Origin of the sequence: Chitinophaga sp. sic0106, from assembly GCF_019219075.1 — a bacterium.
Lineage (GTDB): Bacteria > Bacteroidota > Bacteroidia > Chitinophagales > Chitinophagaceae > Chitinophaga.
The window spans coordinates 126,611-147,513 of sequence record NZ_JAHUWJ010000012.1; the positions used below are offsets into that span (position 1 = coordinate 126,611).

Consider the following 20,903-nt stretch of genomic DNA (forward strand, 5'->3'; position numbering starts at 1 on the left):
TTTTAGTGATTGTTCAGAAAGTCCACCACCCAGCTGGCAAAGTGGGCTGTACGAACGGTGCTTCCGTGGTCGCCTTCTACGGTTGCATGCATACCAACGGGCATCATAGCGGCGAGTGCACCGCCGGTATCATTGTCCGGGTCTTTATCTCCTCCGATCACCAATACAGCTTGTGTTATTTTCCCCAGTTCTGCGGGGGTAGTAGCGGGTTGTTCTTTCTGCATAAGTGCCAGCGCCTGCTGATCTAACCCGGCTGCCTGTACGCTTTTTACCATGGTAACCAGTTCCGGGATATTGTCACCGTCGAGTGCGCGGTAAAACATTTTACGGCGCGGCCATTCCGGATCGGTGAATCCTGTGCCCATACCACCCATGACAGCGCATTTAACACGCTCATCGAGCAGGAGCAGGCGGGATACGATGATGGCTCCGCGGGAATATCCCACTACTTTATAGTTCAGCAGTTTCAGATGGGTGGCCAGTGCCATTACATCTTTAGCCTCCGCATCATTGGCGTAGGCGCTGGAATCGTGCGGTTTATCGGAGAGGCCGTTCCCCCGCATATCCAGGGTAATCACCTGATAGCCGGCTTTGAGCAGGGAGTCATACAGGGCCGCCTTGCGCCAGGAATCGCCATTTAAGATGAAACCATGCAGTAATATTACGGGATCGCCTTTGCCGGCCACCGTATAGTGAATGCGGGTGCTGTCGAACGATTGAAAGTAGGTTACGGGCTCCGGGGATGCCTGTGCGGCGGCGCGGTTAAAACCGGTGAACGACGCAAGGATAGTGAATATAAGGATGTTGAAATATTTCATGAAGTATAATTCGGTGTAAAAATTACAATTATCCGCTGACATATGAAAGGCAGAGGTAAAATCTTTTTCCATTATAATTTTGCTTTTTTACTCCTTATATTTGCTTTCCTAAAAAATCAAATACATTTTAGAGTATGGGAAAATACAGAGCTGGCGTATTATTCGGCGAAGAGCTGGATGCGCTGTATAATGACGCAAAGGACAACGGATGGGCGATGCCTGCGGTAAACGTAGTAGGAACTAACTCCGTAAACGCAGTACTGGAAACTGCTGCAAAGGTGAATTCACCGGTAATTATACAGTTTTCCAATGGCGGGGCTCAATTCTTTGCCGGTAAAGGAATGCCAAATGACAAACTGCAGGCTAACATTGCAGGTGGTATTTCCGGCGCAAAACACGTACATGAGGTAGCTAAATATTATGGTGTTCCTGTAGTACTGCATACTGACCATGCTGCTAAAAAATGGTTGCCATGGATCGATGGTTTGCTGGATGCAGGTGAACAATTCTTCAAACAAACCGGTCAGCCACTGTACAGCTCTCACATGCTGGATCTGTCTGAAGAGCCACTGGAAGAAAACATCGAAATCTCTCACAAATACTATGAGAGAATGGCGCCACTGGGTATGTCTATCGAAATCGAGCTGGGTGTTACCGGTGGTGAAGAAGACGGTGTTGACAACTCTGATGTAGAAAACTCCAAACTCTATACACAGCCTGAAGATGTAGCACATGCATACGAAGTACTGTCAAAAGTAGGTAACCGCTTTACAGTGGCTGCTGCTTTCGGTAACGTACATGGCGTTTACAGCCCGGGCAACGTAGAACTGCGTCCGGTGATCCTGCACAACAGCCAGGAGTTTATCCAGCAGAAATTTGGCACCAAAGAGAAACCAGTATACTATGTATTCCATGGTGGCAGTGGTTCTCCAAAACACCAGATTGCGGAAGCGCTGGGTTATGGTGTAATCAAAATGAACATCGATACCGATATGCAGTGGGCATTCTGGGAAGGTATTCACGATTTCTACGAAGCAAAAAAAGATTATCTGCAGGCACAGCTGGGCAACCCTGAAGGTGCGGATAAACCAAATAAAAAATACTACGATCCACGCGTTTGGCTGCGTAAAGGTGAAGAAACCTTCGTAAAACGTCTGGAAGAAGCGTTCCAGGATCTGAACTGTATCAACAGAAACGCTTAATTCGTTTGGTCATAACATTGGAAACGCTCCTGCCCTGCGGCAGGGGCGTTTTTTATGAATAACAGGTGCTAAATTTCTCTGATCTATAAGGTATTATATTATAATTATTTGATTTTTTATCTAAATAATTCATTAATTCGTATCTTGCACCACTATTTTCTAATCTAACAGAAGAATATGTCAAGCTGGTTTAAGCGAATTAAACAAGGCATTTCCACTACCACCAGTGAGAAGAAAGAAGCTCCTGATGGTCTTTGGCACAAGTGCCCTAACTGTAAGAAAACCACCACTGTTAAGGACCTGAGCGAGCATTATTACGTTTGTGATAAATGCAACTACCACAACCGTATCAACTCTGCAGAGTACTTTGAGATCATCTTTGACGAAAATCAGTTCGAAGAGCTGTTTCCAAATATCTACCCAACCGATTTCCTCGGCTTTAAGGATTTAAAGCCTTATGCTGACAGGCTGAAAGATGCCCAAAAGAAATCCGGCCTGACAGACGCCATGACCGTTGGTACTGGTAAAGTACTGGGCAACGACCTGGTGGTAGCATGTATGGACTTCAACTTTATTGGTGGCTCCATGGGTTCTGTGGTAGGTGAGAAAATCGCCCGTTCCATTGATTATTGCATCGCGAATAAGAAACCGTTGATGATCATTTCCAAATCCGGCGGTGCCCGTATGATGGAAAGTGCATTTTCGCTGATGCAGATGGCTAAAACATCCGCTAAACTGACTCAGCTGGCCGAGGCGCAGCTGCCTTATATTTCCCTGATGACCGACCCTACTACCGGTGGCGTTACCGCATCTTACGCGATGCTGGGCGACCTCAACGTAGCCGAGCCGGGGGCCCTGATCGGCTTTGCCGGTCCGAGGATCATCAAGGAAACTATCAAAAAAGATTTACCTGAAGGATTCCAAAGCGCAGAGTTCCTGCTGGAACACGGCTTCCTCGATTTTATTATCGACAGGAAAGAACTGAAAACCAAACTGGCAACAGTACTCTCCCTGTTCAAAAAATAACCTTTACATTGCATGCTTTATGGATTTGGAGACTACACTGCAAATCCATAAAGCATTTTTGTAAGCAATCACTATGGCAGAATTAAAAAACAGATCGGCATATTTTGAGTACGCAATAGAAGACAAGTATATTGCCGGCATTGTATTGACCGGAACGGAAATCAAATCTATCCGTCTCGGCAGGGTGAGCTTTAATGACGCTTTCTGCTATTTCCATAAAGGAGAATTGTTTGTTAAGAGTCTGCACATCGCAGAATACTCCCATGGCACCGCTGCCAACCACGATCCCCTTCGCGAAAGGAAATTACTCCTCACCAAAAAAGAACTCCGTAAACTGGAGAACAAAATCAAGGAGAAAGGCTATACCATTATCCCGCTGCGCATCTTCATCAATGATAAGAGCCTCGCAAAAATGGAAATTGGTATGGGTAAGGGTAAGAAAATGCACGATAAACGTGAGTCCATTAAACAACGTGAGTCGGACAGAGAGCTGAGGAGACAATTCAAATAGCTGAACCTATCATTTATCCCATAAACCCTTTTCAAGTGAAAGTTCATCTCCCATCCTACCGCCAACTGCAAACCATCGTTTGCGGACTGGCTTTGCTATGCCTGAGTGCATGCAAATCCGGTGAAAAGCTGTACAATAAAGGTCGTTACGATGAAGCAGTGCACACCTTCGTCAAAAAGCTGCAAAAGCGCCCTAACGACACAAAAGCACTACAACTGCTGCCAGCCGCTTACGACCATTCCCTGCAACAGCACGAAGAAAAAGTAAGCCAGCTGCTACGCTCCAACAACGAATTAAAATGGGAAAGCGTGCGTGCTGAATACAGAAGCATGCAATCGCTCTATAATGCCATTAAATCCTCCCCGGCAGCTCTCAAAGTAGTGCAGCCAAAGGATTACTCCGCCGCCATCACCGGGGCACAGGAAAACGCTGCGGAAGTGCGATATAACCGCGGTACCCAGCTGCTCGACAATGGCGATAAAGCCAGCGCACGCCAGGCCTACGACGAATTTACCGCCGCCGAAAAGCTGGTGCCCAACTTCCGTGATGCCAAAGCGCTCAAAGAAGAAGCATTCAACATAGGCGTGGTAAGAGTGGTGATCAGCCAGCTGGAGGTACGCTCCCCGTATTTCCAGTTTTCCGCTGACCAGTTCCGCGATTACCTGGTACAAAGCGTGCAGCGCCAGAACATTAACCGCTTTGTGCAGTTTTATGACGACCGCTTTGCCGCCGCCAATAAAGTACCGGCAGACGAGTACCTGGAATTACGGTTCTTTGATTTCATAGTCGGACAAACCTACGTGGACCGCGTACAACGTGATGTGAGCAGGGAAATCCAGGATGGCGTGGTGAAAGATACCAGTGGTAAAGAAACCAAGAAATTTATAACGGTAAAGGCTACACTCTTTTTAACCAAGCAAACGGTAGTATCCAAAGGCCTGCTCGATTACCGGATTATTGCGACCGCCAACAGCCAGACGATCCGTCAGAACCGCATTCCGGGCAGTTTTACCTGGCTCAATGAATATGGGTATTTTAAGGGAGATAAACGTGCGCTTAGTGACGAGGAACTGCGACAGATCGGAGGCCGCGAAATGGCGCCGCCCCCCCCGGATCAGCTGTTCCTGGAATTTACCAAACCGATTTATAGTGACCTGGAAAGGGAATTGCGAACTTTCTATAACAATATTTAACGCGCATAAAAAAAGGACCAATGGTCCTTTTTTTATGCGCGCTTTACACCTTCCGCGGCAAGCGGAAGGTGTAAAGCTAAAAGTATTAAACATGCTGTTGTAATAAAGGTACTAATTGATGGGCAGGTACTACTCCACTCTGGCGCCAGAGGAGTTCCCCTTCTTTAAAAAGTAACAAGGTAGGAATACTGCTGATCTGCCACTGCGCGGATAGCTGCGGATTTTTATCGACATCAATTTTTACAATACGAATTCGATCACCTAATTTCTCTTTCACTTCCTTTAAAATCGGAGGTACCATTTTACAAGGGCCACACCATTCCGCGAAGCAATCGATCAGGAGCGGCGTAGAAGATTGGATTAACGTCTGCAGATTTTCCATGGCTTCCTGTTTTTATTGCAAGGTAGCAATTTATATCTCTTTTATAAATAAGGCCCAGGTTCCAGGACGACCCGGGCCTATCTGTTATTACTTCATCAGGATAACCCCATTCATTGCTTCCTTCAATTCTTTCGCTTTAATGAAACCGTTATGTCGCCAGACGAGTACCCCATCCTTATAAACGATCAGGGTTGGAAAACCGGTTATTTTCCATTTCATTGCCATTCCAACCAGCTCGTCGACATCCACTGAATTAATAATTATCTGTTGCCCAAATTCCATGTGAATGGTTTTCAATACTTCCTCCAGCTCATCACAAGGCGGACAGCCATTCATTCTGCAATGAAAAATTGCGGGGATAGCACCCCCCATTACAGGTTCCATTTCTTTCAGAAATACTTTGGTGGCATGATCTAAAAGTTCCATTTTTTGAGGTTTAAATAGTTAGATAATTTTGAGGTGTTAAAAAGGAATTTTAAAATGCATCGGGAGGAATATGTAATTTAATTTAAGTCTGCCACACAAACAAATACCAATGATTAGGGAAATTATAGTATCTTCTTAACCGCAAAATTCTACATCAATATGTTCACTCCTGCAACTTTTGTTTACCTGTTATGGCTGGCATCTGAAATCATTTTAAACCGCATAATGCGCGGTAGTAGTTCCGACAAACAGCGGAAAGACAGCGGCAGCCTGGTCATCATCTGGGTGGTGATAATCGTGAGCCTGGTAGCTGCCGGCAATATTGCCGCTCTCAATCGCACCCCTATCTGCCAATCCTATACGACGATGTTGTACACTGGCCTGGTAACTATATTATTGGGCGTAGCCTTGCGCCTGGCAGCGGTGCTGTCTCTCGGAAAATATTTTACTGTAGCAGTAAGAATCCGCGAAGGCCACCAGGTAAAAACAGATGGTATGTACAAACTGGTCCGTCATCCCTCCTATGCCGCATCCCTGCTATCGTTTATTGGCTATGGCATCAGCCTCAACAACTGGTTCAGCCTGGCAGTGACGGTGATTCCGGTATTTGCAGCATTCATTTACCGGATGAATGTAGAGGAAAAAGTACTATTAGAAAATTTCGGACAGGAGTATAGCGATTATATGGAAAGGACGAAACGACTGGTGCCTTTTGTGTATTAAATCTCTCCCTAAAAAAACTAATTAAATGATAAAAGGCACCATGACGGTGCCTTTCATCATACTGAAAATTTATAAATTCGGATTATTCTGTACTTCCGATATCGGAATAGAGAACAGGTAATAATTGCTTTGCGGCACAAACACGGTACCATCAGGGAAGCGCAGCGTTCTGTGTCCTTTTGCTTTTACCTGCTTGAAAGTACCATTACCTCTAGGTACATTTATCACGGAGTCAGTACCGTCATAAGCCGTAAAGGCCTTACGCACCACAGTTCCGTTGGTTCGGATGATATCAGACAGTGAAAATCCTTCACCCCATAACTCCTTACGGCGTTCTACCAGGATGGTGTCAATGATGTTGCCGGTGCCTGCCACATAGTTGTAGGCAGTACGGGCGCTACGCAGCTCATTCAGCTTAGTGGCCGCGGCGCCGGTATTACCTGCACGGGCATAGGCTTCTGCTTCTATCAGCGCCATTTCGCCGGAGCGCATCAGCACAAAATCTCCTATCAGCGCAGTTTCATCACGGAAACGGAATTTCTTGTATCTCAGGAAACCTTCCTGAGATGGCAGCGTATCCCAGTCAAATAATTTCGTACGTACGTCCCCGTTATCAAAGAAATTTTTGAAAAACGGATCAGCCATAAAGCTGAAGTAGTAAGACCCTGGTGAACTCACGTCCAGGAAGTGGAAATTATAGCTCGCATTGCTCTGGTTGGGCGTTTGCGGATGTCCCCAGATCCATTCAGGATTGCTTACATCGTTAAAGCCTTTACCATAATCGTCTGCCGACATCAGCGGATATCCGTTACGTGCTGCAGCCGCTTTCTGCTGCGCCAGCGTCCACTGCTGTGTTTGCAGGTAGGCACGTGCCAGCAGTCCTTCTACCACATTGATATCGATTTTATATTTCTTACTGGCATCACCGCGACTATAACCTTGCACCAATGGCTCTGCTGCGAGCAAGTCGGCAATTGCCTGATCGTACACCTGCTTGATGGTAGAACGGGGATTTCCTTTGGTATCCGGCGTTGTAGGCGTCAGATAAATTGGAACAGCTTTCGCGTTTGGATCTACAATCGGATTAAACTGGTAGTAAGAAGCCAGCGTCAGGTAGCACATGCCACGCAGGGCGTAGGCTTGCCCTTTGAGCCGCGCTTTCTGGGTTTCATCGCCGGTAACACCGTCAACACGGGTGATGACGCTGTTCGCATTATCGATTACTTTATATAGAATAGTCCAGTAGGCACTCACCCGGTTCTTAGTATTATCTACCATTTCCACAAACGTATAGGCGTCACGTAAACCATATTTGGTAGTGATGGCTACATCGCTGCCCATAGCATCACTGGCGCGGAGAATGGAGGTATAACCCGGCACAGCAAAGGTGAAGAAAGTTTCCATGGCGTAGGACCAGGTACCATTAATCACTGTCTCTACGTTATCAGCGGTGGTGAACACCTGTTCTTCAGGCACCTGGTTAGTAGGATTCTGATCCAGGAAACTCTTGCTGCACGATGCCAGCAAGCCGGTACTTAATATGGCGGTAAGAATATATCTGTTCTTTTTCATGGTTCAGTTTTTAGAAGCTAAGGTTAATACCTGCAGATACGGATTTGATAGCCGGATAACGGTAGTAGGTAACACCACCAATAGCCTGCTCAGGGTCCATTCCTTTGTGATTGTAGATAGTGATGAGGTTCTCCCCCTGCACATATACCGTAATGCCGTTCAGGTGTGCTTTGTCCATCAGGGCTTTTGGCAGCTGATAGCTCAGGTTCACCGTTTTCAGACGTGCGTAGGATGCATCGTAGAGGAAGCGGGTGGAAGCACTGGTCCAGTTGGTATTGTTGGTAGTGAGTGCAGGCACATCTGTTTTGGTGTTCTCTGGTGTCCAGCGGTTCAGCATTTCAGCGGACCATGCGCGACCAAAGTTATTACCGGTGTGCATCAGGAACGGATAATCGTTGTCGAGGATTTTTCCGCCCAGGCTATATGCCCACATAAAGGAGAACGACAGTCCTTTATAGCTGAAAGAGTTGTTGATACCACCGTACAGATCAGGCAGGGCTGAACCGGAGTAAGCCAGGGTGCCGGCAGCATAGTTGGAGGTAGTGGACTTATTACCGTTCGCATCGATTACATACCACAATGGCGCACCCGTTTTTTCATCTACACCGGCCCATTGACGCAGGTAAAATTCATAAATAGACTGGCCTTCCATCAGCTTTTTGGTTCCGCTGATAATTTCTTTTTGCGGGAGAGATGTAACGACGTTCTTATAATGAGTCATATTCAGTTCCACGGTCCAGTTGAAATCGGCCGTACTCACTGGTACACCTCTTAAGGTGATATCAACGCCCCTGTTGCGCAATGCGCCAATGTTTCTGGCGATGGACGGGTAACCGGTAGAAGGCGCCAGTGGCTGCTGATACAGGAGGTCTTTGGATTTACGTTCAAAGAACTCGACGGTACCACCAAAGCGGTTGTTGAACATGGACCAGTCCACCCCTACGTTGAAGTTGAGGTTCGTTTCCCATTTCAGGTTGCTGTTGGCGAGGGTATCGCGGTAGGTACCACCTTCACCGAGGTTGCTGTTTACAACATAGAGGGCTTTATAACCGTAGAAAGATCCAAGGTTATCATTTCCCTGTGCACCGTAACTGGCGCGGAGTGTCAGGAGGTCGAGCCATTTGGTGTTTTTCAGCCAGGCCTCCTCCGTCATTTTCCAGGAACCACCGAGCGACCAGAAAGTACCCCAGCGGCGGTCAGGAGAGAAACGGGAGGAGCCGTCGCGGCGCAATGAGCCCGAGAAGAAATACTTTCCTTTATAATCATATTCCGCACGGGAGAGGTAACTGGAAATGCTGGTAGCATCGGAGTAACCGGTGAAGCCCAGCAGTACAGAGGCATCAGCAGGCTCGTCGAGTCCCGGCAGGGAGAAACCGGAACGGTTACCATCAATGAAGGTAAACTGGTATTTATAGGCTTCCTGACCGGCGAGGAGACTGATATGATGTTTTTCCTGGAAGGTTTTATCGTAGGTAAAAATGTTGTTCCATGTCCAGCTGAAAGTGCGGTAGCTGCCACGATCCACGGTACCACCAATGGAGGCATCGAAGCCCAGGGTCGGGTTGGTGTAGTCGTGTGTCATGCGCTGCGTATAGTCGGCACTGTAAGTGGTTTTAAATTTCAGCTGGTCCCAGATGGTTGCTTCGCCGTATACGCGGGCGGAGATATCATCACGCTTAACGTTATGTTTATCAATATCGGCGGTTTGCACCAGGTTGGTGTTGGGATTGCTGGCGCTTGGGCGATAGGCACCGTAATCGAATACCTTGTTGCCGGCGGCGTCCAGTGTGTAGGCACCGGTGGTGGCGTCGCGTTTATAAATCGGGTAAAAGGATGGCATGAGTCGGCCGTAGTTCACATAGTTATCAGAGCGACTATCTTCGGAAGGCGGCGCCTGCTGATCAGAATGGGCTCCTGCGAGGTTGAGTCCTACTTTAAGCCATTTTTTGGCATCCAGTTCTACGTTGGAGCGTACGGTATAGCGTTTAAAACCTGAGCCGAGGTAGATACCCTGATCATCGAGGTAGCCGCCGGCGATGTAGTAGCGTGATTTTTCGCTGGTACCGCTGATGTTGAGATCGGCCTGGGTGCGGTGGCCGGTGCGTTGCATGGCGTTGTCCCAGTCGTCGCTCCAGAGGGTATGTGCACCTTGTACCAATTTACCGTCTGTACCTACCGGCTCCGGATAGGCGGTACCGTAAGGGTTGATGCCGAGGTCGCCCACTACGTTAGAGCTGGCGCTGGCGGCGGCTTGTGCAGGAGTGAGACCATTGGTAAGCCCCGTATTGCGGAGTGCTTCCCAGTAGCTGCGGAAGTAATCGTCCGTACCCATTGTTTTATAGTTGTCCACTGCGCGTTTGGAGTAACCCTGGCTGATGCGTGCATCGATGGTGGTTCCTTGTCCTTTTCCTTTTTTGGTAGTGATGATGATGACACCGTTCGCTCCGCGGGAGCCGTAGAGGGCGCTGGAGGCAGCATCCTTCAATACAGAAATAGACTCGATGTCGGTAGGGTTGATAGCGTTGATACTACCGGAGTAAGGCGCGCCATCAACTACGTATAAAGGATCAGAGGAGGCGTTGATGGAACCTACCCCGCGGATGCGGATGGTCGCATCTGTCCCTGGCTGACCGCTCTGGGCGGTGCTTTGCACGCCGGCTACCTGTCCCTGCAGGCCACGGGATACGCTGGAGATCTGTCTGTTTTCTAATGCATCACCTTTGATGGTAGCTACAGAACCCGTCAGGGAGTTCTTTTTGCCGGTACCGTAGGCGATCACTACTACTTCGTCGATATCTTTACTGGAAGAGGCGAGGTCTACACGTATAGGCGTGGAAGTTATGCCTATTTCCTGCGGGGTCATCCCTACATAACTCACCACCAGGGTGGTGGCTGCCGCGTCTTTTACTTCCAGTTTAAAGGAGCCATCCGGGCCGGTAGCAGTACCGTTGGAGGTGCCTTTTACTACAATGGTAGCGCCGGGAAGCGGTTCTTTATCCCTGGCCGAGTATACCGTACCCGTAACGGTGCGTGTTTGTGCGAATCCGGTTAGCGGACCTAACAACACGATCATAATGACTAATAAGCGTTGTAGCATAAGATGATGATTAAGGAGGTTTAGCTGAGTAATTTTTGCAATAGCGGTCTGTTCGCTGTCACGCAAGCGTACAGCGGCACAAGCCATGTTCCCGTTATGGTCGCAGTTATTTGTTTGTGTGGTTATTCAGTATCAACAGGTCATTCGCGCGCAGCAACACGACGCACATACAAAACTGTGAGGTTGGTTCAATCTAAGATAAAGGCTGTTCTGTTTCCGTTTCATTCGTTTCTTTTTAATATCCTATAAATCCTATAGACTAATGGGACGCAAAGCTAGTGGAATATCTGATAACAACAAAAGAAATGTTAAAAAAGTTTCAGAACTACCTGCCATGGCTCATCAGCAGCACCACACCACTGCGTCTAGCCTTTGCCATGTATGGTTCCTCACCGGCACCCGGAACTACCTGCCATGGCTCATCAGCAGCACTATAATCACTCCCGAAGTTGTGAGTGTGATATTAGCCACTGCATATGCTACGGTATACCCCAGTGCGGGCACTTTGCTATTGAGCGCGTCCTGCACTGCCAGCAGCGGGGCCGACTCATCATGCGCACCGGCGCAGGCACCCAGGCCAATTGCCGGATGAAACTTGAAAACGTATTTGGATAAAAACAGCGCCAGCACCATCGGGGTAAGACTCAGCACTATACCTGCCAGGAAGAGGGTGATCCCTTCCTGCCGCAGGCCGGTTAAAAAGCCTTCGCTTGAGGTAAGCCCTACGATGGCGATGAAAACATGCAGTCCCAGTTTGGTGAGCACCCATTGGGAAGATGGCGGGATAAAACCGAAGGTTGGCCTTGCACTGCGCAGCCAGCCAAAAAACAAACCGGCAATAAGGGAACCGCCGCTGGTACTGAGTTCTATCGGCACCTTACCAATATGCCAGGTGAGCGCGCCCACCAATGTACCCACCACAATACCTCCTGCCAGGTATACGATATCCGTTTCTACGCCTGTCTTTTCCTTGAAGCCCAGGAAAGTAATGGCGCGGTCAATATCTTCCTGGATACCTACCAGCTCCAGCACATCACCTTTTACAAAAGTCGTAAGCGGCGATAAAGGGATTTCTATACCAGCCCTGGTGAGCTTACGGATACTGATGCCTCTGAATACCGGGTTGGCAGAAAGATGCCGGATATGATGCCCTATTACATGTTTATTACGCACATATACCGTCACGTCCTGCACAGGAAACGTCAGCAGTTCTACATCCGCTACTTCCTTACCGAGCAGCGGATCTGCCCCGATGGCCGAAACCCGTTGCCCACCTACTGCCACTATATCTCCCGGACGTAAAATAAAATCCGGACTGATAGCTATTAATTTGCCCTCCCTGCGTACCCGCAGCACCCATAGAATGCGGCTGTTGCTTTTGAGCACATCTTCCAGTGCGGAAACGGCAGTGCCATCCCCTACGCTGTCTTTACTCAGGAGGTACGCCCTGAACGATACCTGGTCGAATGCATTGTTGATGCCTCCCTCCTCCTCGTCACTACTACCTTCTGCGAGTTCGGCCTCGAGCTTTTTAGTTTCTTCTATCAGTTTGGCGCGGCTGCCGGACATAAACCAGGGGCCTATTACCGACAGGAACCAGCTGGTACCTGCCGTACCAAAAATATACGTCACCGCATAAGCCACGGGGATCTGATCCAGGAAACGGTCTTTCTCTACCTGGGAGATATTTAAGTCTTTAATACTGTTCGATGCCACGCCGATAATAGCCGAGCAGGTATTGGCGCCGGACATAAAACCAGCGGCGGTACCTACTTCAAATTTCAGCAGCGAGGAAATGCCCCAGCAAAGCATCAGGCTGAATACGCAAACAATAAACGAGAATGCGGCAATGGGCATTCCATCTTTTTTCAGCGCCTGAAAAAATTGCGGGCCAATACCATAGCCGGTGCAAAAAAGGAAGAAGAGAAAAAAGATGGCTTTAGCGCCATCAGGAATGGGAATATGATAAGTACCGATGGCGATGCCGGCGAGCAGCACACCCGTAACAGTGCCGAGGGTAAAGCCTTTGATGTGAATCTTCCCGATGCCGTAGCCAATCATGAGGGTTAGCATGACCGCTATTTCGGGGTATTTCTGCAAGGTGGAAATCAGCCATTCGAACATATGAGATAGTTGAATTGTCGGAATAACTACAATTCAACTATCAAATTGGTTCTGTTTGCAGGAGATTAACCGTTGCCGCTTTCGAAGCCGGCGTCTATAAGCCAGTTGCCGCTGTCGGCGGCCTGTGTGGCCAATTCATCGCAACGGTTGTTAAACGGATTGCTGGCGTGGCCTTTGACCCAGTTCATTTTCACTTTATGTTTTCTGTACAGGGGAATAAATCGTGTCCAGAGGTCTTTATTTTTTTTGTCTTTGAAGCCGGTTTTTACCCAACTCCATATCCAGCCTTTTTCAATACTGTCTACCACATATTTACTATCGGTATAAATGGAGACGTCAAGTCCGTCCCGCTTAAGGGCTTCCAATCCGGTGATTACCGCCAGCAGCTCCATCCGGTTATTGGTGGTTTTACGGTATCCCTGCGACATTTCCTTTCTGATGTTTCCCCAGATGAGGATCACGCCGTAACCGCCGGGGCCGGGATTACCGCGTGATGCACCATCTGTATAAATAATGAGTTCAGCCATGCGGCGAAGATAATGTTTTCATTAAACCTGGAATACGCCTACGTTAAACTGCTGTTCAACCGGTGCGTTTTCGGCGGCTCTAATACCTTCGGATATGCGTGACCGTGTTTCCGCGGGGTCGATGATTTCATCGACCCAGAGCCTGGCGGCTGCGTAGTAAGGAGTTGTTTGTGCAGTATACTTTTCAGTAATATCTGCCAGTAATTTTTTTTCAGCCTCCGGCGAGATTTCTTCTCCTTTGGCTTTCAGCGATGCTACCTGGATCTGTAATAATGTTTTGGCGGCCTGTTCCCCTCCCATTACCGCAATTTTAGCGGTGGGCCAGGCATAGATAAAGCGGGGATCATAAGCTTTTCCGCACATGGCATAGTTACCGGCACCATAGGAATTACCGATGATGATGGTAATTTTTGGCACTACGGAATTGGATACGGCATTGACCAGTTTGGCACCGTCTTTAATAATACCGGCATGTTCGCTTCTGCTGCCTACCATAAATCCGGTGACATCCTGCAGGAATACGAGCGGTATTTTTTTCTGGTTGCAGTTCATGATGAAGCGGGCAGCTTTATCGGCGCTGTCGTTATAGATCACGCCTCCCATCTGCATTTCGCCTTTGCGGCTTTTTACCATTTTCCGCTGGTTGGCCACGATGCCTACGGCCCAGCCATCTACGCGGGCATAGCCACAGATGATGCTTTTGCCATAGTCTTCTTTGTACTGATCAAATTCAGAACCATCCACTATGCATTTGATCAGTTCCAGCATGTCGTAAGGCTTGGTACTTTCAGCGGGCAGGATGCTGTAGATTTTATCTGCCGCCACCTGCGGTGCTACCGGGGTGATACGATCGAATCCTGCGCCGGCGTTATGTCCCAGCTTACTCACGATGCGTTTTACCTGGTCAAGGCATTCTTCATCGGTTTTAAATTTGTAGTCGGCGATACCGGATATTTCGGTATGTGTAACAGCACCTCCTAACGTTTCCGCATCTACGTCTTCCCCGATGGCGGCTTTAACGAGATAAGGACCGGCGAGGAAGATGGAGCCGTTGCCTTCCACCATCAGCACCTCATCGCTCATGATGGGCAGGTAGGCGCCGCCAGCCACGCAGCTGCCCATTACTGCGGCAATCTGAGTGATGCCCATGGCGCTCATGCGGGCATTATTACGGAAAATGCGGCCAAAGTGTTCTTTGTCCGGGAAGATTTCATCCTGCATGGGGAGAAATACTCCTGCACTATCTACCAGGTAGATCACGGGAAGGTGATTTTCCATGGCGATTTCCTGCAGGCGAAGATTTTTTTTGCCGGTGAGCGGAAACCATGCGCCGGCCTTTACCGTCATATCGTTGGCTACAATCATGCACTGGCGGCCGCTGACATAGCCGATGCCTCCTACGGTACCGGCTGCGGGGCAGCCACCATATTCCGGGTACATGTCGTAAGCAGCAAAGGAGCCGATTTCGGTAAAGGTGCTGTTGTCGTCGATCAGGTATTGGATACGTTCGCGTGCGGTGAGTTTACCACGCTGACGTACTTTTTCGAGGCTTTTTTTACCGCCTCCCTGCTCGATGACGCCCAGGCGTTGCTTCATAGTACTGACAGCCAGTCGGATGGCATCTTCATTTTTGTTGCTTTCCAGTTCCTGTTGATTCATAACCATGGTATTTTTTGTAAATTACGAATAACAAGAATCAATTCCTTAATCTTTCGGGTATGTCATTTACAAAACATGTTGCCGATTCCCTGGAAAGGCTGTATAACGGAGAACCATGGATAGGGGTCACTTTTAAAGAGCATCTGATCCGCGTAGATGCTGATACGGCTGTAAAACGAATCCACGATTCCAATTGTATCTGGCAGATCGTCAATCACCTGATCTGGTGGCACCAGCGGGTGGACCGGTTTCTGCACCATGAAGCGCCGGAGCAGGATGGTGACCTCCCCGATTTTTATTTACCGGAAAACCATGGTCCTGATAACTGGCATGGGGCGCTGGGGCGACTGGAGCATTCCTTTGGTACCATGTCAGCCACTATCCGGCAATTTCCGGATGCGGAATTATTTGATACCCTCGCGGGCACGGATAACCAGGCCATCTACTACATGCAGGGCCTGATTGATCATGATGCCTATCACCTGGGGCAAATTGTATTATTGCATAAGTACAGCTAACGGGCAGGGCTATCCGCAGTCAGACCAGATCCTTATCGTAGCGCTGCTCATATAATTGCTGTCCCCACATTTGCATCAGCTTCTCTCCTGTTTTTCTGAAACCACTTTGTTTAAAGAGGGCGCCGGCCTGTTCCTGTATGCTGGTAGTCATCAGGTATACGGTCTGGTAATATTTTTCTTTGGAGAAGGCAAGGGCCTCCTCTAGCAGCCGTTTCCCAATGCTGAGGCCCCGGTAGTCGGGGTGTACCACAAACCAGCGCAGCTGTGCCAGCTGTCTGGTTGCGCCTACGACGGCAATGGAGCCAATAATTTTCCCATTGGCCACCGCCAGGATGATACGGTCTTTTGCCGGCGAGTAAGTGCTCAGGAATTCCGCGAAGGTTTTACATACATGTGCTTCAAACTCCAGGTTATAGCCTGCTTCGCGGGCATAGAGTTCCCCGTGGAGGTGAATGAGGTAGCCTATGTCGCCGGGGAGCAGCTGGTGGCGGAAGCTCACTTCCGGCGTACCGTCGCTATCCCCTTTCAGCAGCTGGCGGATGGCTGTCATGGCCGTGGCCAGTTGCTCCTGCTGGCGCACATTCAGTGGCTGCAGGAGTTGCAGGACATTATCGCGGGAGGCCATTTGCAGGTCTACCAGTATATGTTTTCCTTGTTCGGTGGGATGTAAAGCAAAGCTGCGGGCATCAGTACGTGACGGAGCGCGGCTGGCAAGGCCTTGTTTCTCCAGCGACCTTATAATACGCGTGAGATAACCGGGGTCTGTATTGGTGGCTGTAGCCAGCTGTCCTGCATTCGGGTGCTGGTTAACGGATATTTCCGACAGAATCCGGATTTCGGCACCGGAAAGTGAATGGGTACTGCGATGTGCGTTCAGCGTAGCCGCAACTGATTCATAGAATGTGTGGAATTCGGATACGGTATCGGCTATGTTATTCAAATCAGGCATAGCGAGTTGTTTATCAATAAAAATCACTATATAATTTGACATCAGCAAATTTATTATTTGACCATGTCAATAATCAATAGTACGAAAAATACCACTGATTGCATATATTTGAATGCTAACTAAATTGGATACATGTCGCCAGCCTTATTATTTTCGTTTGTTGTTGCTTATTTCGTCATACTGCTGATTGTAGCCTGGTATACCGGCCGGAATTCAAACAACGAGTCATTTTTCATCGGGAACCGCAACAGCAACTGGATGCTGGTTGCATTTGGAATGATAGGTACCTCATTGAGCGGGGTGACCTTTGTGAGTGTACCGGGAGCCGTGGGCCGCGATGCCTTTACCTATTTCCAGATTACGCTGGGATACCTGATTGGTTACCTGACGATCGCTTATGTGCTGATACCACTGTTTTACCGGTTGCAGCTCACCTCTATTTATAATTACCTGAATACGCGATTTGGGAAAGCTTCCTACAAAACAGGTGCTTCTTTCTTTATTTTATCCAGGACCCTGGGTGCTACTGCCCGCCTGTTCCTCGTGGTGCGCATTCTGCAGGAAACGATCCTGCAGAATTTTGGGGTACCGTTTATTGTTACCACCCTCATCATCCTGGTGATGATTCTCGTGTATACGTACGAGGGAGGGGTAAAAACAATTGTATATACTGATACCCTGCAAACCACGTGTATGCTGGCGGGACTGATCATTTGCGTGGGGTATATTCTCCATACCATGGATTTCAGTTTTGGGGAGAGTATAACGGCCATGCGTGAACGTGGTCTCACCAGGATCTTTGAAACTGATCCGAACAGCAAGCTATTTTTCGTGAAGCAGATCGTTGCCGGTGCGTTTATAACGATTACCATGACCGGTCTTGATCAGGAGATGATGCAAAAAAACATTTCGGTGACTACCATGAAGGATTCTCAGAAAAACGTGGTATCGCTGGGCTTTATCATGCTGGTGGTAATTGGGTTGTTCCTCTTTCTGGGGGGCTTGCTGCACCTATATGGTGCGCAGGTGGGCGTTACGGCTTCCGGCGACAAGCTGTTCCCTGAGCTGGCACTGCATCACATGCCACCGGTGATTTCGGTGATCTTCATTATTGCATTGATATCTGCGCTGTTTCCAAGTGCAGATGGTGCTATGACGGCGCTGACATCTTCCTTTTGCATCGACATCCTTGGCATACAACGCCGCCCGGACTGGGATGCGGCCAAACAGAAAAAAGTAAGGCAACGGGTGCATCTGACGATGGCATTTGTGTTTTTGCTGTTTGTGCTGGTGTTTGAATGGATCGATAACCAGAGTATGATCGGGGTGATCCTTAAAATAGCGGCTTATACCTACGGGCCTTTACTGGGGCTGTTTACCTTTGGTATTTTCAGCAAGCGGATTGTAAACGACAAGCTGGTGCCGGTGATATGCGTGATTGCACCGCTGTTATGCCTCGTGGTGGACAACAACCAGGAACTGCTGTTTGGCAAGTTCCAGATTGGCCTGGAGCTGTTGGTAATAAATGGTTTCTTTACTTATATTGGTCTGCTGCTGATCAGCCGCAGAGCGGATTCCAAGGCTTAGGCCTGGGAATCCGCTGCCTCGGTGGCACTTAGTTTGTGGAGATCCAGGATGGTATAATCTCCGTTTTTACTCATCCGGTACATGGGTATAAATTTCCGGTTGAACTCAATTTCTTCAAAAGTATAAGAGGTACGCTGCTGCACCATGTTGGAATATACATCGTTGAAACCTCGCACCAGCACGTACAGTTCCACATCTGCACTTTTCATATCTGCTGCGCTGAGTCCCAGTAAAGGACTGGCCTCATCAATCGGATGTACCACCGTCCAGTTCATGGAAAGGCTGTCCACCCGCTTTCTTTCCAGCGGCAAATCATAGTATTTATAGAGCTGCTCTCCGTTTTCTTCCACCAGAATGGACAGGTTGACCTGTATCACTACATCGGTGAGCACATGATAATCTTTATGTGATACGAGCCGGAACATGAGGCCGGTTTTACCTCTGTACGGGGCTATCAGCGCGGTGTCGCTGAAAAGCAGGTGTGCCCTTGGGCGGGAAAAGCGGCCATAGAGCAGGCCCGTAACAATGGCGAAAGAGAGGAAGCCCGTCATAGCTTCGATGGAGGCGACGAAATTGGCGCCGTCCCCAATGGGGTTTACACGGCCATAGCCAACGGTAGTAAAGGTTTCGGTGCTGAAGAAGTAGAGCTCTTTAAATCGTTGCCAGGTGGTGGTGCCGATAACTCCCTGAAGTTGTTCAGGGCCTATCAGCCAGTAAAGACCGGTGTAAAACAGGTTTACTCCAAAATAAAAAAGTAGCAGGAAGGAAACAAAGTGCCATACAGGAACGTTGAGCAACGCATGATAAATGCTGTAGCGGTGCAGGAAATCGTTGCCTTCGCGGCGGAGGTTAAAGCTACCGTCCCGATTGATAAAACGGCCACCATAGCCGGCTGCATTGGCGCCCAGGCCGGTATCCTCATTGGTTTTAGAAAATGGATTGATTCTTTTAAGCAGGGCCATAGACCATTAAATTATTTGGTAAAGCTAGAAAGAAATTACATCCAATAAGCAGGATCTCACAGGTGACAGCCCCGGGAGAGCCTGAAAATATTTATCTTTGTCGTTCATTTTTATAGCAGCGTAATGACATTTCGTGATTTAAACCTGAATTCATCTTTGTTAAATGCCCTGGACGACCTGGGGATTCAGCAACCTACCACCATACAGCAGCGCGCGTTTTCCGTGATCATGTCCGGCCAGGATGTGTGCGGCATTGCGCAAACAGGTACCGGTAAAACCTTTGCCTACCTGTTGCCTACCCTGCGCCTTTTCAAATTTTCCAAGGAGAAACATCCGCAGATGCTCATCCTGGTGCCTACCAGGGAGCTGGTGGTACAGGTGGTGGAGTCCATCAAAAAGCTGACAACGTATATGAGCGTGGAAGTGCTGGGACTCTACGGCGGCGTGAACATGAACCCGCAGATGGCGGCAGCGAAAGAAAAGACAGATATTATTGTGGCCACACCGGGTCGCCTATACGATGTTATTCTGAGTGGCGCCGTGAAGATGAAAGGTATTAAGCGGTTGGTGATTGATGAAATGGATGAGATGCTGAACCTGGGATTCCGGACGCAGATTCAGAATATTATGGGTCTGTTACCGGAGAGACGTCAGAACCTGCTGTTCTCCGCTACTATCACAGAGGATGTGGAGAAGCTGATCGAAACGCACTTTGATAATCCTGCCCGTATTGAGGCAGCGCCTACCGGCACTCCTTTGGAGAATATTGACCAGCGGGTATATCGTATCCCTAACTTCAATACAAAGCTCAACCTGTTGAAGCTCCTGATTTCCCAGGATGAAACGATGACCAAGACGCTGATTTTCACTGGCACCAAAGCGCTGGCGGACGAGCTGTATGTTTCCCTGAATGAGCAGTTTCCGGAAAAGATCGGGGTGATCCACAGTAATAAGGAACAGAATCATCGTTTTAATACGGTGAATCAGTTTCAGGCCGGCAATTACCGTTTCCTGATTGCTACGGATATTATTGCCCGTGGGCTTGACATTGCGGAGGTAACGCATGTGATTAACTTTGATACGCCGGAAGTACCGGAAAATTATATTCACCGTATTGGCCGTACTGGCCGTGCCGATAAAAAGGGTATTGCCATATTACTGACGAAGGATTCGGAGCTGGAGCAACTGGAAGCTATTGAAGGACTGATGAACTATCAGATTCCTGAAATGGCGCTGCCAGCGGACCTGGAGATCTCTGATGTGTTGACCGAGGATGAGAAGCCGAAGGTACAGATGCGCAATGTGCTGATAAAAATGCCTAAGCTGGAAGATTTCGGGCCTGCATTTCATGAGAAATCGGCCAAGAATCAGAAGGTGAACAAAAAGGTAAGCCATAAAGACAAGATGATGCTGAAGTACGGCAAACCTAAGAAAAGGGGCGCCAAGCCTAAGCGGAAGCGCTAAACATACGATGTCGGACAATGACGCAAATAGCCCTACCCATCCGTGGTAGGGTTTTTTGTTAACGATTTATTAATTCATAGTACTAAAGTGCTAGTGGGTGAGTTAGTAATAATGATGTATGGCCAAATATTACTATCTGGCTAATTTTTTACTATATGGAATC

The 20,903-nt window shown here is 48.5% G+C and carries 19 protein-coding genes; 9 read left to right on the forward strand and 10 right to left on the reverse strand.

Annotation, left to right across the window (positions count from 1 at the left end; translation table 11 throughout):
• Positions 1–2: 2 nt before the first annotated feature.
• Positions 3–890, reverse strand: a complete 888-nt coding sequence (locus KW844_RS18235; RefSeq protein ID WP_218378210.1) for an alpha/beta fold hydrolase — start codon at positions 888–890, stop codon at positions 3–5.
• Between the two features lie 62 nt (positions 891–952).
• On the opposite strand from KW844_RS18235, the gene fbaA reads away from it, so the two are divergent.
• From fbaA to KW844_RS18255, 4 genes are all read left to right on the forward strand, one after another.
• Positions 953–2,020 carry a class II fructose-bisphosphate aldolase gene (fbaA, locus tag KW844_RS18240; RefSeq protein WP_218378211.1) on the forward strand — a complete coding sequence of 356 codons (1,068 nt, stop codon included), beginning with the start codon at positions 953–955 and terminating at the stop codon, positions 2,018–2,020.
• 177 nt (positions 2,021–2,197) lie between these two features.
• Positions 2,198–3,046 carry an acetyl-CoA carboxylase, carboxyltransferase subunit beta gene (gene accD / locus KW844_RS18245; protein WP_218378212.1) on the forward strand — a complete coding sequence of 283 codons (849 nt, stop codon included), beginning with the start codon at positions 2,198–2,200 and terminating at the stop codon, positions 3,044–3,046.
• Between the two features lie 73 nt (positions 3,047–3,119).
• Entirely contained in the window at positions 3,120–3,557 is a 438-nt protein-coding gene (gene smpB / locus KW844_RS18250) for an SsrA-binding protein (protein WP_218378213.1), read from the forward strand.
• Between the two features lie 35 nt (positions 3,558–3,592).
• Positions 3,593–4,750 (forward strand): hypothetical protein, encoded by a 1,158-nt coding sequence (locus KW844_RS18255; protein ID WP_218378214.1) that lies wholly within the window; start codon positions 3,593–3,595, stop codon positions 4,748–4,750.
• An 85-nt stretch (positions 4,751–4,835) separates the two neighbouring features.
• On the opposite strand, the gene trxA is transcribed toward KW844_RS18255, so the two are convergent.
• Both trxA and KW844_RS18265 read right to left on the reverse strand, forming a co-directional pair.
• Positions 4,836–5,132: a thioredoxin gene (gene trxA, locus KW844_RS18260; RefSeq protein ID WP_218378215.1), complete on the reverse strand. Its 297-nt coding sequence runs from the start codon at positions 5,130–5,132 to the stop codon at positions 4,836–4,838.
• An 87-nt stretch (positions 5,133–5,219) separates the two neighbouring features.
• On the reverse strand, positions 5,220–5,558 hold the full coding sequence (locus KW844_RS18265) for a co-chaperone YbbN (protein ID WP_218378216.1): 339 nt from the start codon (positions 5,556–5,558) through the stop codon (positions 5,220–5,222).
• 159 nt (positions 5,559–5,717) lie between these two features.
• Here KW844_RS18265 and KW844_RS18270 point away from each other — a divergent pair, with 159 nt between their 5' ends.
• Positions 5,718–6,281, forward strand: coding sequence for an isoprenylcysteine carboxylmethyltransferase family protein (locus KW844_RS18270; protein ID WP_218378217.1), 564 nt, complete (start codon positions 5,718–5,720; stop codon positions 6,279–6,281).
• Positions 6,282–6,350: 69 nt separating this feature from the next.
• Here the strand turns inward: KW844_RS18270 and KW844_RS18275 are convergent, their stop codons facing one another.
• Complete coding sequence (locus KW844_RS18275) at positions 6,351–7,853, reverse strand: RagB/SusD family nutrient uptake outer membrane protein (protein ID WP_218378218.1); 1,503 nt, start codon at positions 7,851–7,853, stop codon at positions 6,351–6,353.
• Positions 7,854–7,863: 10 nt separating this feature from the next.
• The gene (locus tag KW844_RS18280; protein WP_218378219.1) at positions 7,864–10,950 is read right to left on the reverse strand and encodes a TonB-dependent receptor; all 3,087 of its coding nucleotides are present in this window, start codon (positions 10,948–10,950) and stop codon (positions 7,864–7,866) included.
• A 305-nt stretch (positions 10,951–11,255) separates the two neighbouring features.
• Between KW844_RS18280 and KW844_RS29110 the strand changes: the two genes are divergently transcribed.
• The gene (locus KW844_RS29110) at positions 11,256–11,387 is read left to right on the forward strand and encodes a hypothetical protein (RefSeq protein ID WP_255578515.1); all 132 of its coding nucleotides are present in this window, start codon (positions 11,256–11,258) and stop codon (positions 11,385–11,387) included.
• Here the strand turns inward: KW844_RS29110 and aspT are convergent.
• The 3 genes from aspT to KW844_RS18295 form a co-directional block, all read right to left on the reverse strand.
• Positions 11,356–13,074, reverse strand: a complete 1,719-nt coding sequence (gene aspT, locus KW844_RS18285; RefSeq protein WP_218378220.1) for an aspartate-alanine antiporter — start codon at positions 13,072–13,074, stop codon at positions 11,356–11,358. The two genes, KW844_RS29110 and aspT, sit on opposite strands and share 32 nt — an antisense overlap.
• 65 nt (positions 13,075–13,139) lie before the next feature.
• Positions 13,140–13,601: a ribonuclease HI gene (gene rnhA, locus KW844_RS18290; protein ID WP_218378221.1), complete on the reverse strand. Its 462-nt coding sequence runs from the start codon at positions 13,599–13,601 to the stop codon at positions 13,140–13,142.
• Positions 13,602–13,622: 21 nt separating this feature from the next.
• On the reverse strand, positions 13,623–15,260 hold the full coding sequence (locus KW844_RS18295) for an acyl-CoA carboxylase subunit beta (protein WP_218378222.1): 1,638 nt from the start codon (positions 15,258–15,260) through the stop codon (positions 13,623–13,625).
• Positions 15,261–15,319: 59 nt separating this feature from the next.
• On the opposite strand from KW844_RS18295, the gene KW844_RS18300 reads away from it, so the two are divergent.
• Positions 15,320–15,778 (forward strand): DinB family protein, encoded by a 459-nt coding sequence (locus tag KW844_RS18300; RefSeq protein ID WP_218378223.1) that lies wholly within the window; start codon positions 15,320–15,322, stop codon positions 15,776–15,778.
• A 19-nt stretch (positions 15,779–15,797) separates the two neighbouring features.
• Here the strand turns inward: KW844_RS18300 and KW844_RS18305 are convergent, their stop codons facing one another.
• Positions 15,798–16,769: a bifunctional helix-turn-helix transcriptional regulator/GNAT family N-acetyltransferase gene (locus tag KW844_RS18305; protein ID WP_218378224.1), complete on the reverse strand. Its 972-nt coding sequence runs from the start codon at positions 16,767–16,769 to the stop codon at positions 15,798–15,800.
• A gap of 90 nt (positions 16,770–16,859) precedes the next feature.
• On the opposite strand from KW844_RS18305, the gene KW844_RS18310 reads away from it, so the two are divergent.
• Entirely contained in the window at positions 16,860–18,314 is a 1,455-nt protein-coding gene (locus KW844_RS18310) for a sodium:solute symporter (protein ID WP_218378225.1), read from the forward strand.
• On the opposite strand, the gene KW844_RS18315 is transcribed toward KW844_RS18310, so the two are convergent.
• Entirely contained in the window at positions 18,311–19,276 is a 966-nt protein-coding gene (locus KW844_RS18315) for an ion channel (RefSeq protein ID WP_218378226.1), read from the reverse strand. The genes KW844_RS18310 and KW844_RS18315 overlap by 4 nt on opposite strands.
• Before the next feature lie 156 nt (positions 19,277–19,432).
• Here KW844_RS18315 and KW844_RS18320 point away from each other — a divergent pair, with 156 nt between their 5' ends.
• Positions 19,433–20,740 (forward strand): DEAD/DEAH box helicase, encoded by a 1,308-nt coding sequence (locus tag KW844_RS18320; protein ID WP_255578516.1) that lies wholly within the window; start codon positions 19,433–19,435, stop codon positions 20,738–20,740.
• Positions 20,741–20,903: the final 163 nt, after the last annotated feature.

What these genes read in the sequence shown, in the direction of transcription:
- trxA (WP_218378215.1), bottom strand. Translation starts at nt 5,132, where the DNA reads ATGGAAAATCTGCAGACGTTAATCCAATCTTCTACGCCGCTCCTGATC.
- fbaA (WP_218378211.1), top strand. Translation starts at nt 953, where the DNA reads ATGGGAAAATACAGAGCTGGCGTATTATTCGGCGAAGAGCTGGATGCG.
- smpB (WP_218378213.1), top strand. Translation starts at nt 3,120, where the DNA reads ATGGCAGAATTAAAAAACAGATCGGCATATTTTGAGTACGCAATAGAA.
- accD (WP_218378212.1), top strand. Translation starts at nt 2,198, where the DNA reads ATGTCAAGCTGGTTTAAGCGAATTAAACAAGGCATTTCCACTACCACC.
- KW844_RS18305 (WP_218378224.1), bottom strand. Translation starts at nt 16,769, where the DNA reads ATGTCAAATTATATAGTGATTTTTATTGATAAACAACTCGCTATGCCT.
- KW844_RS18310 (WP_218378225.1), top strand. Translation starts at nt 16,860, where the DNA reads ATGTCGCCAGCCTTATTATTTTCGTTTGTTGTTGCTTATTTCGTCATA.
- KW844_RS18300 (WP_218378223.1), top strand. Translation starts at nt 15,320, where the DNA reads ATGTCATTTACAAAACATGTTGCCGATTCCCTGGAAAGGCTGTATAAC.
- KW844_RS18265 (WP_218378216.1), bottom strand. Translation starts at nt 5,558, where the DNA reads ATGGAACTTTTAGATCATGCCACCAAAGTATTTCTGAAAGAAATGGAA.
- rnhA (WP_218378221.1), bottom strand. Translation starts at nt 13,601, where the DNA reads ATGGCTGAACTCATTATTTATACAGATGGTGCATCACGCGGTAATCCC.
- KW844_RS18295 (WP_218378222.1), bottom strand. Translation starts at nt 15,260, where the DNA reads ATGAATCAACAGGAACTGGAAAGCAACAAAAATGAAGATGCCATCCGA.
- aspT (WP_218378220.1), bottom strand. Translation starts at nt 13,074, where the DNA reads ATGTTCGAATGGCTGATTTCCACCTTGCAGAAATACCCCGAAATAGCG.
- KW844_RS18280 (WP_218378219.1), bottom strand. Translation starts at nt 10,950, where the DNA reads ATGCTACAACGCTTATTAGTCATTATGATCGTGTTGTTAGGTCCGCTA.
- KW844_RS18270 (WP_218378217.1), top strand. Translation starts at nt 5,718, where the DNA reads ATGTTCACTCCTGCAACTTTTGTTTACCTGTTATGGCTGGCATCTGAA.
- KW844_RS29110 (WP_255578515.1), top strand. Translation starts at nt 11,256, where the DNA reads ATGTTAAAAAAGTTTCAGAACTACCTGCCATGGCTCATCAGCAGCACC.
- KW844_RS18315 (WP_218378226.1), bottom strand. Translation starts at nt 19,276, where the DNA reads ATGGCCCTGCTTAAAAGAATCAATCCATTTTCTAAAACCAATGAGGAT.
- KW844_RS18275 (WP_218378218.1), bottom strand. Translation starts at nt 7,853, where the DNA reads ATGAAAAAGAACAGATATATTCTTACCGCCATATTAAGTACCGGCTTG.
- KW844_RS18235 (WP_218378210.1), bottom strand. Translation starts at nt 890, where the DNA reads ATGGAAAAAGATTTTACCTCTGCCTTTCATATGTCAGCGGATAATTGT.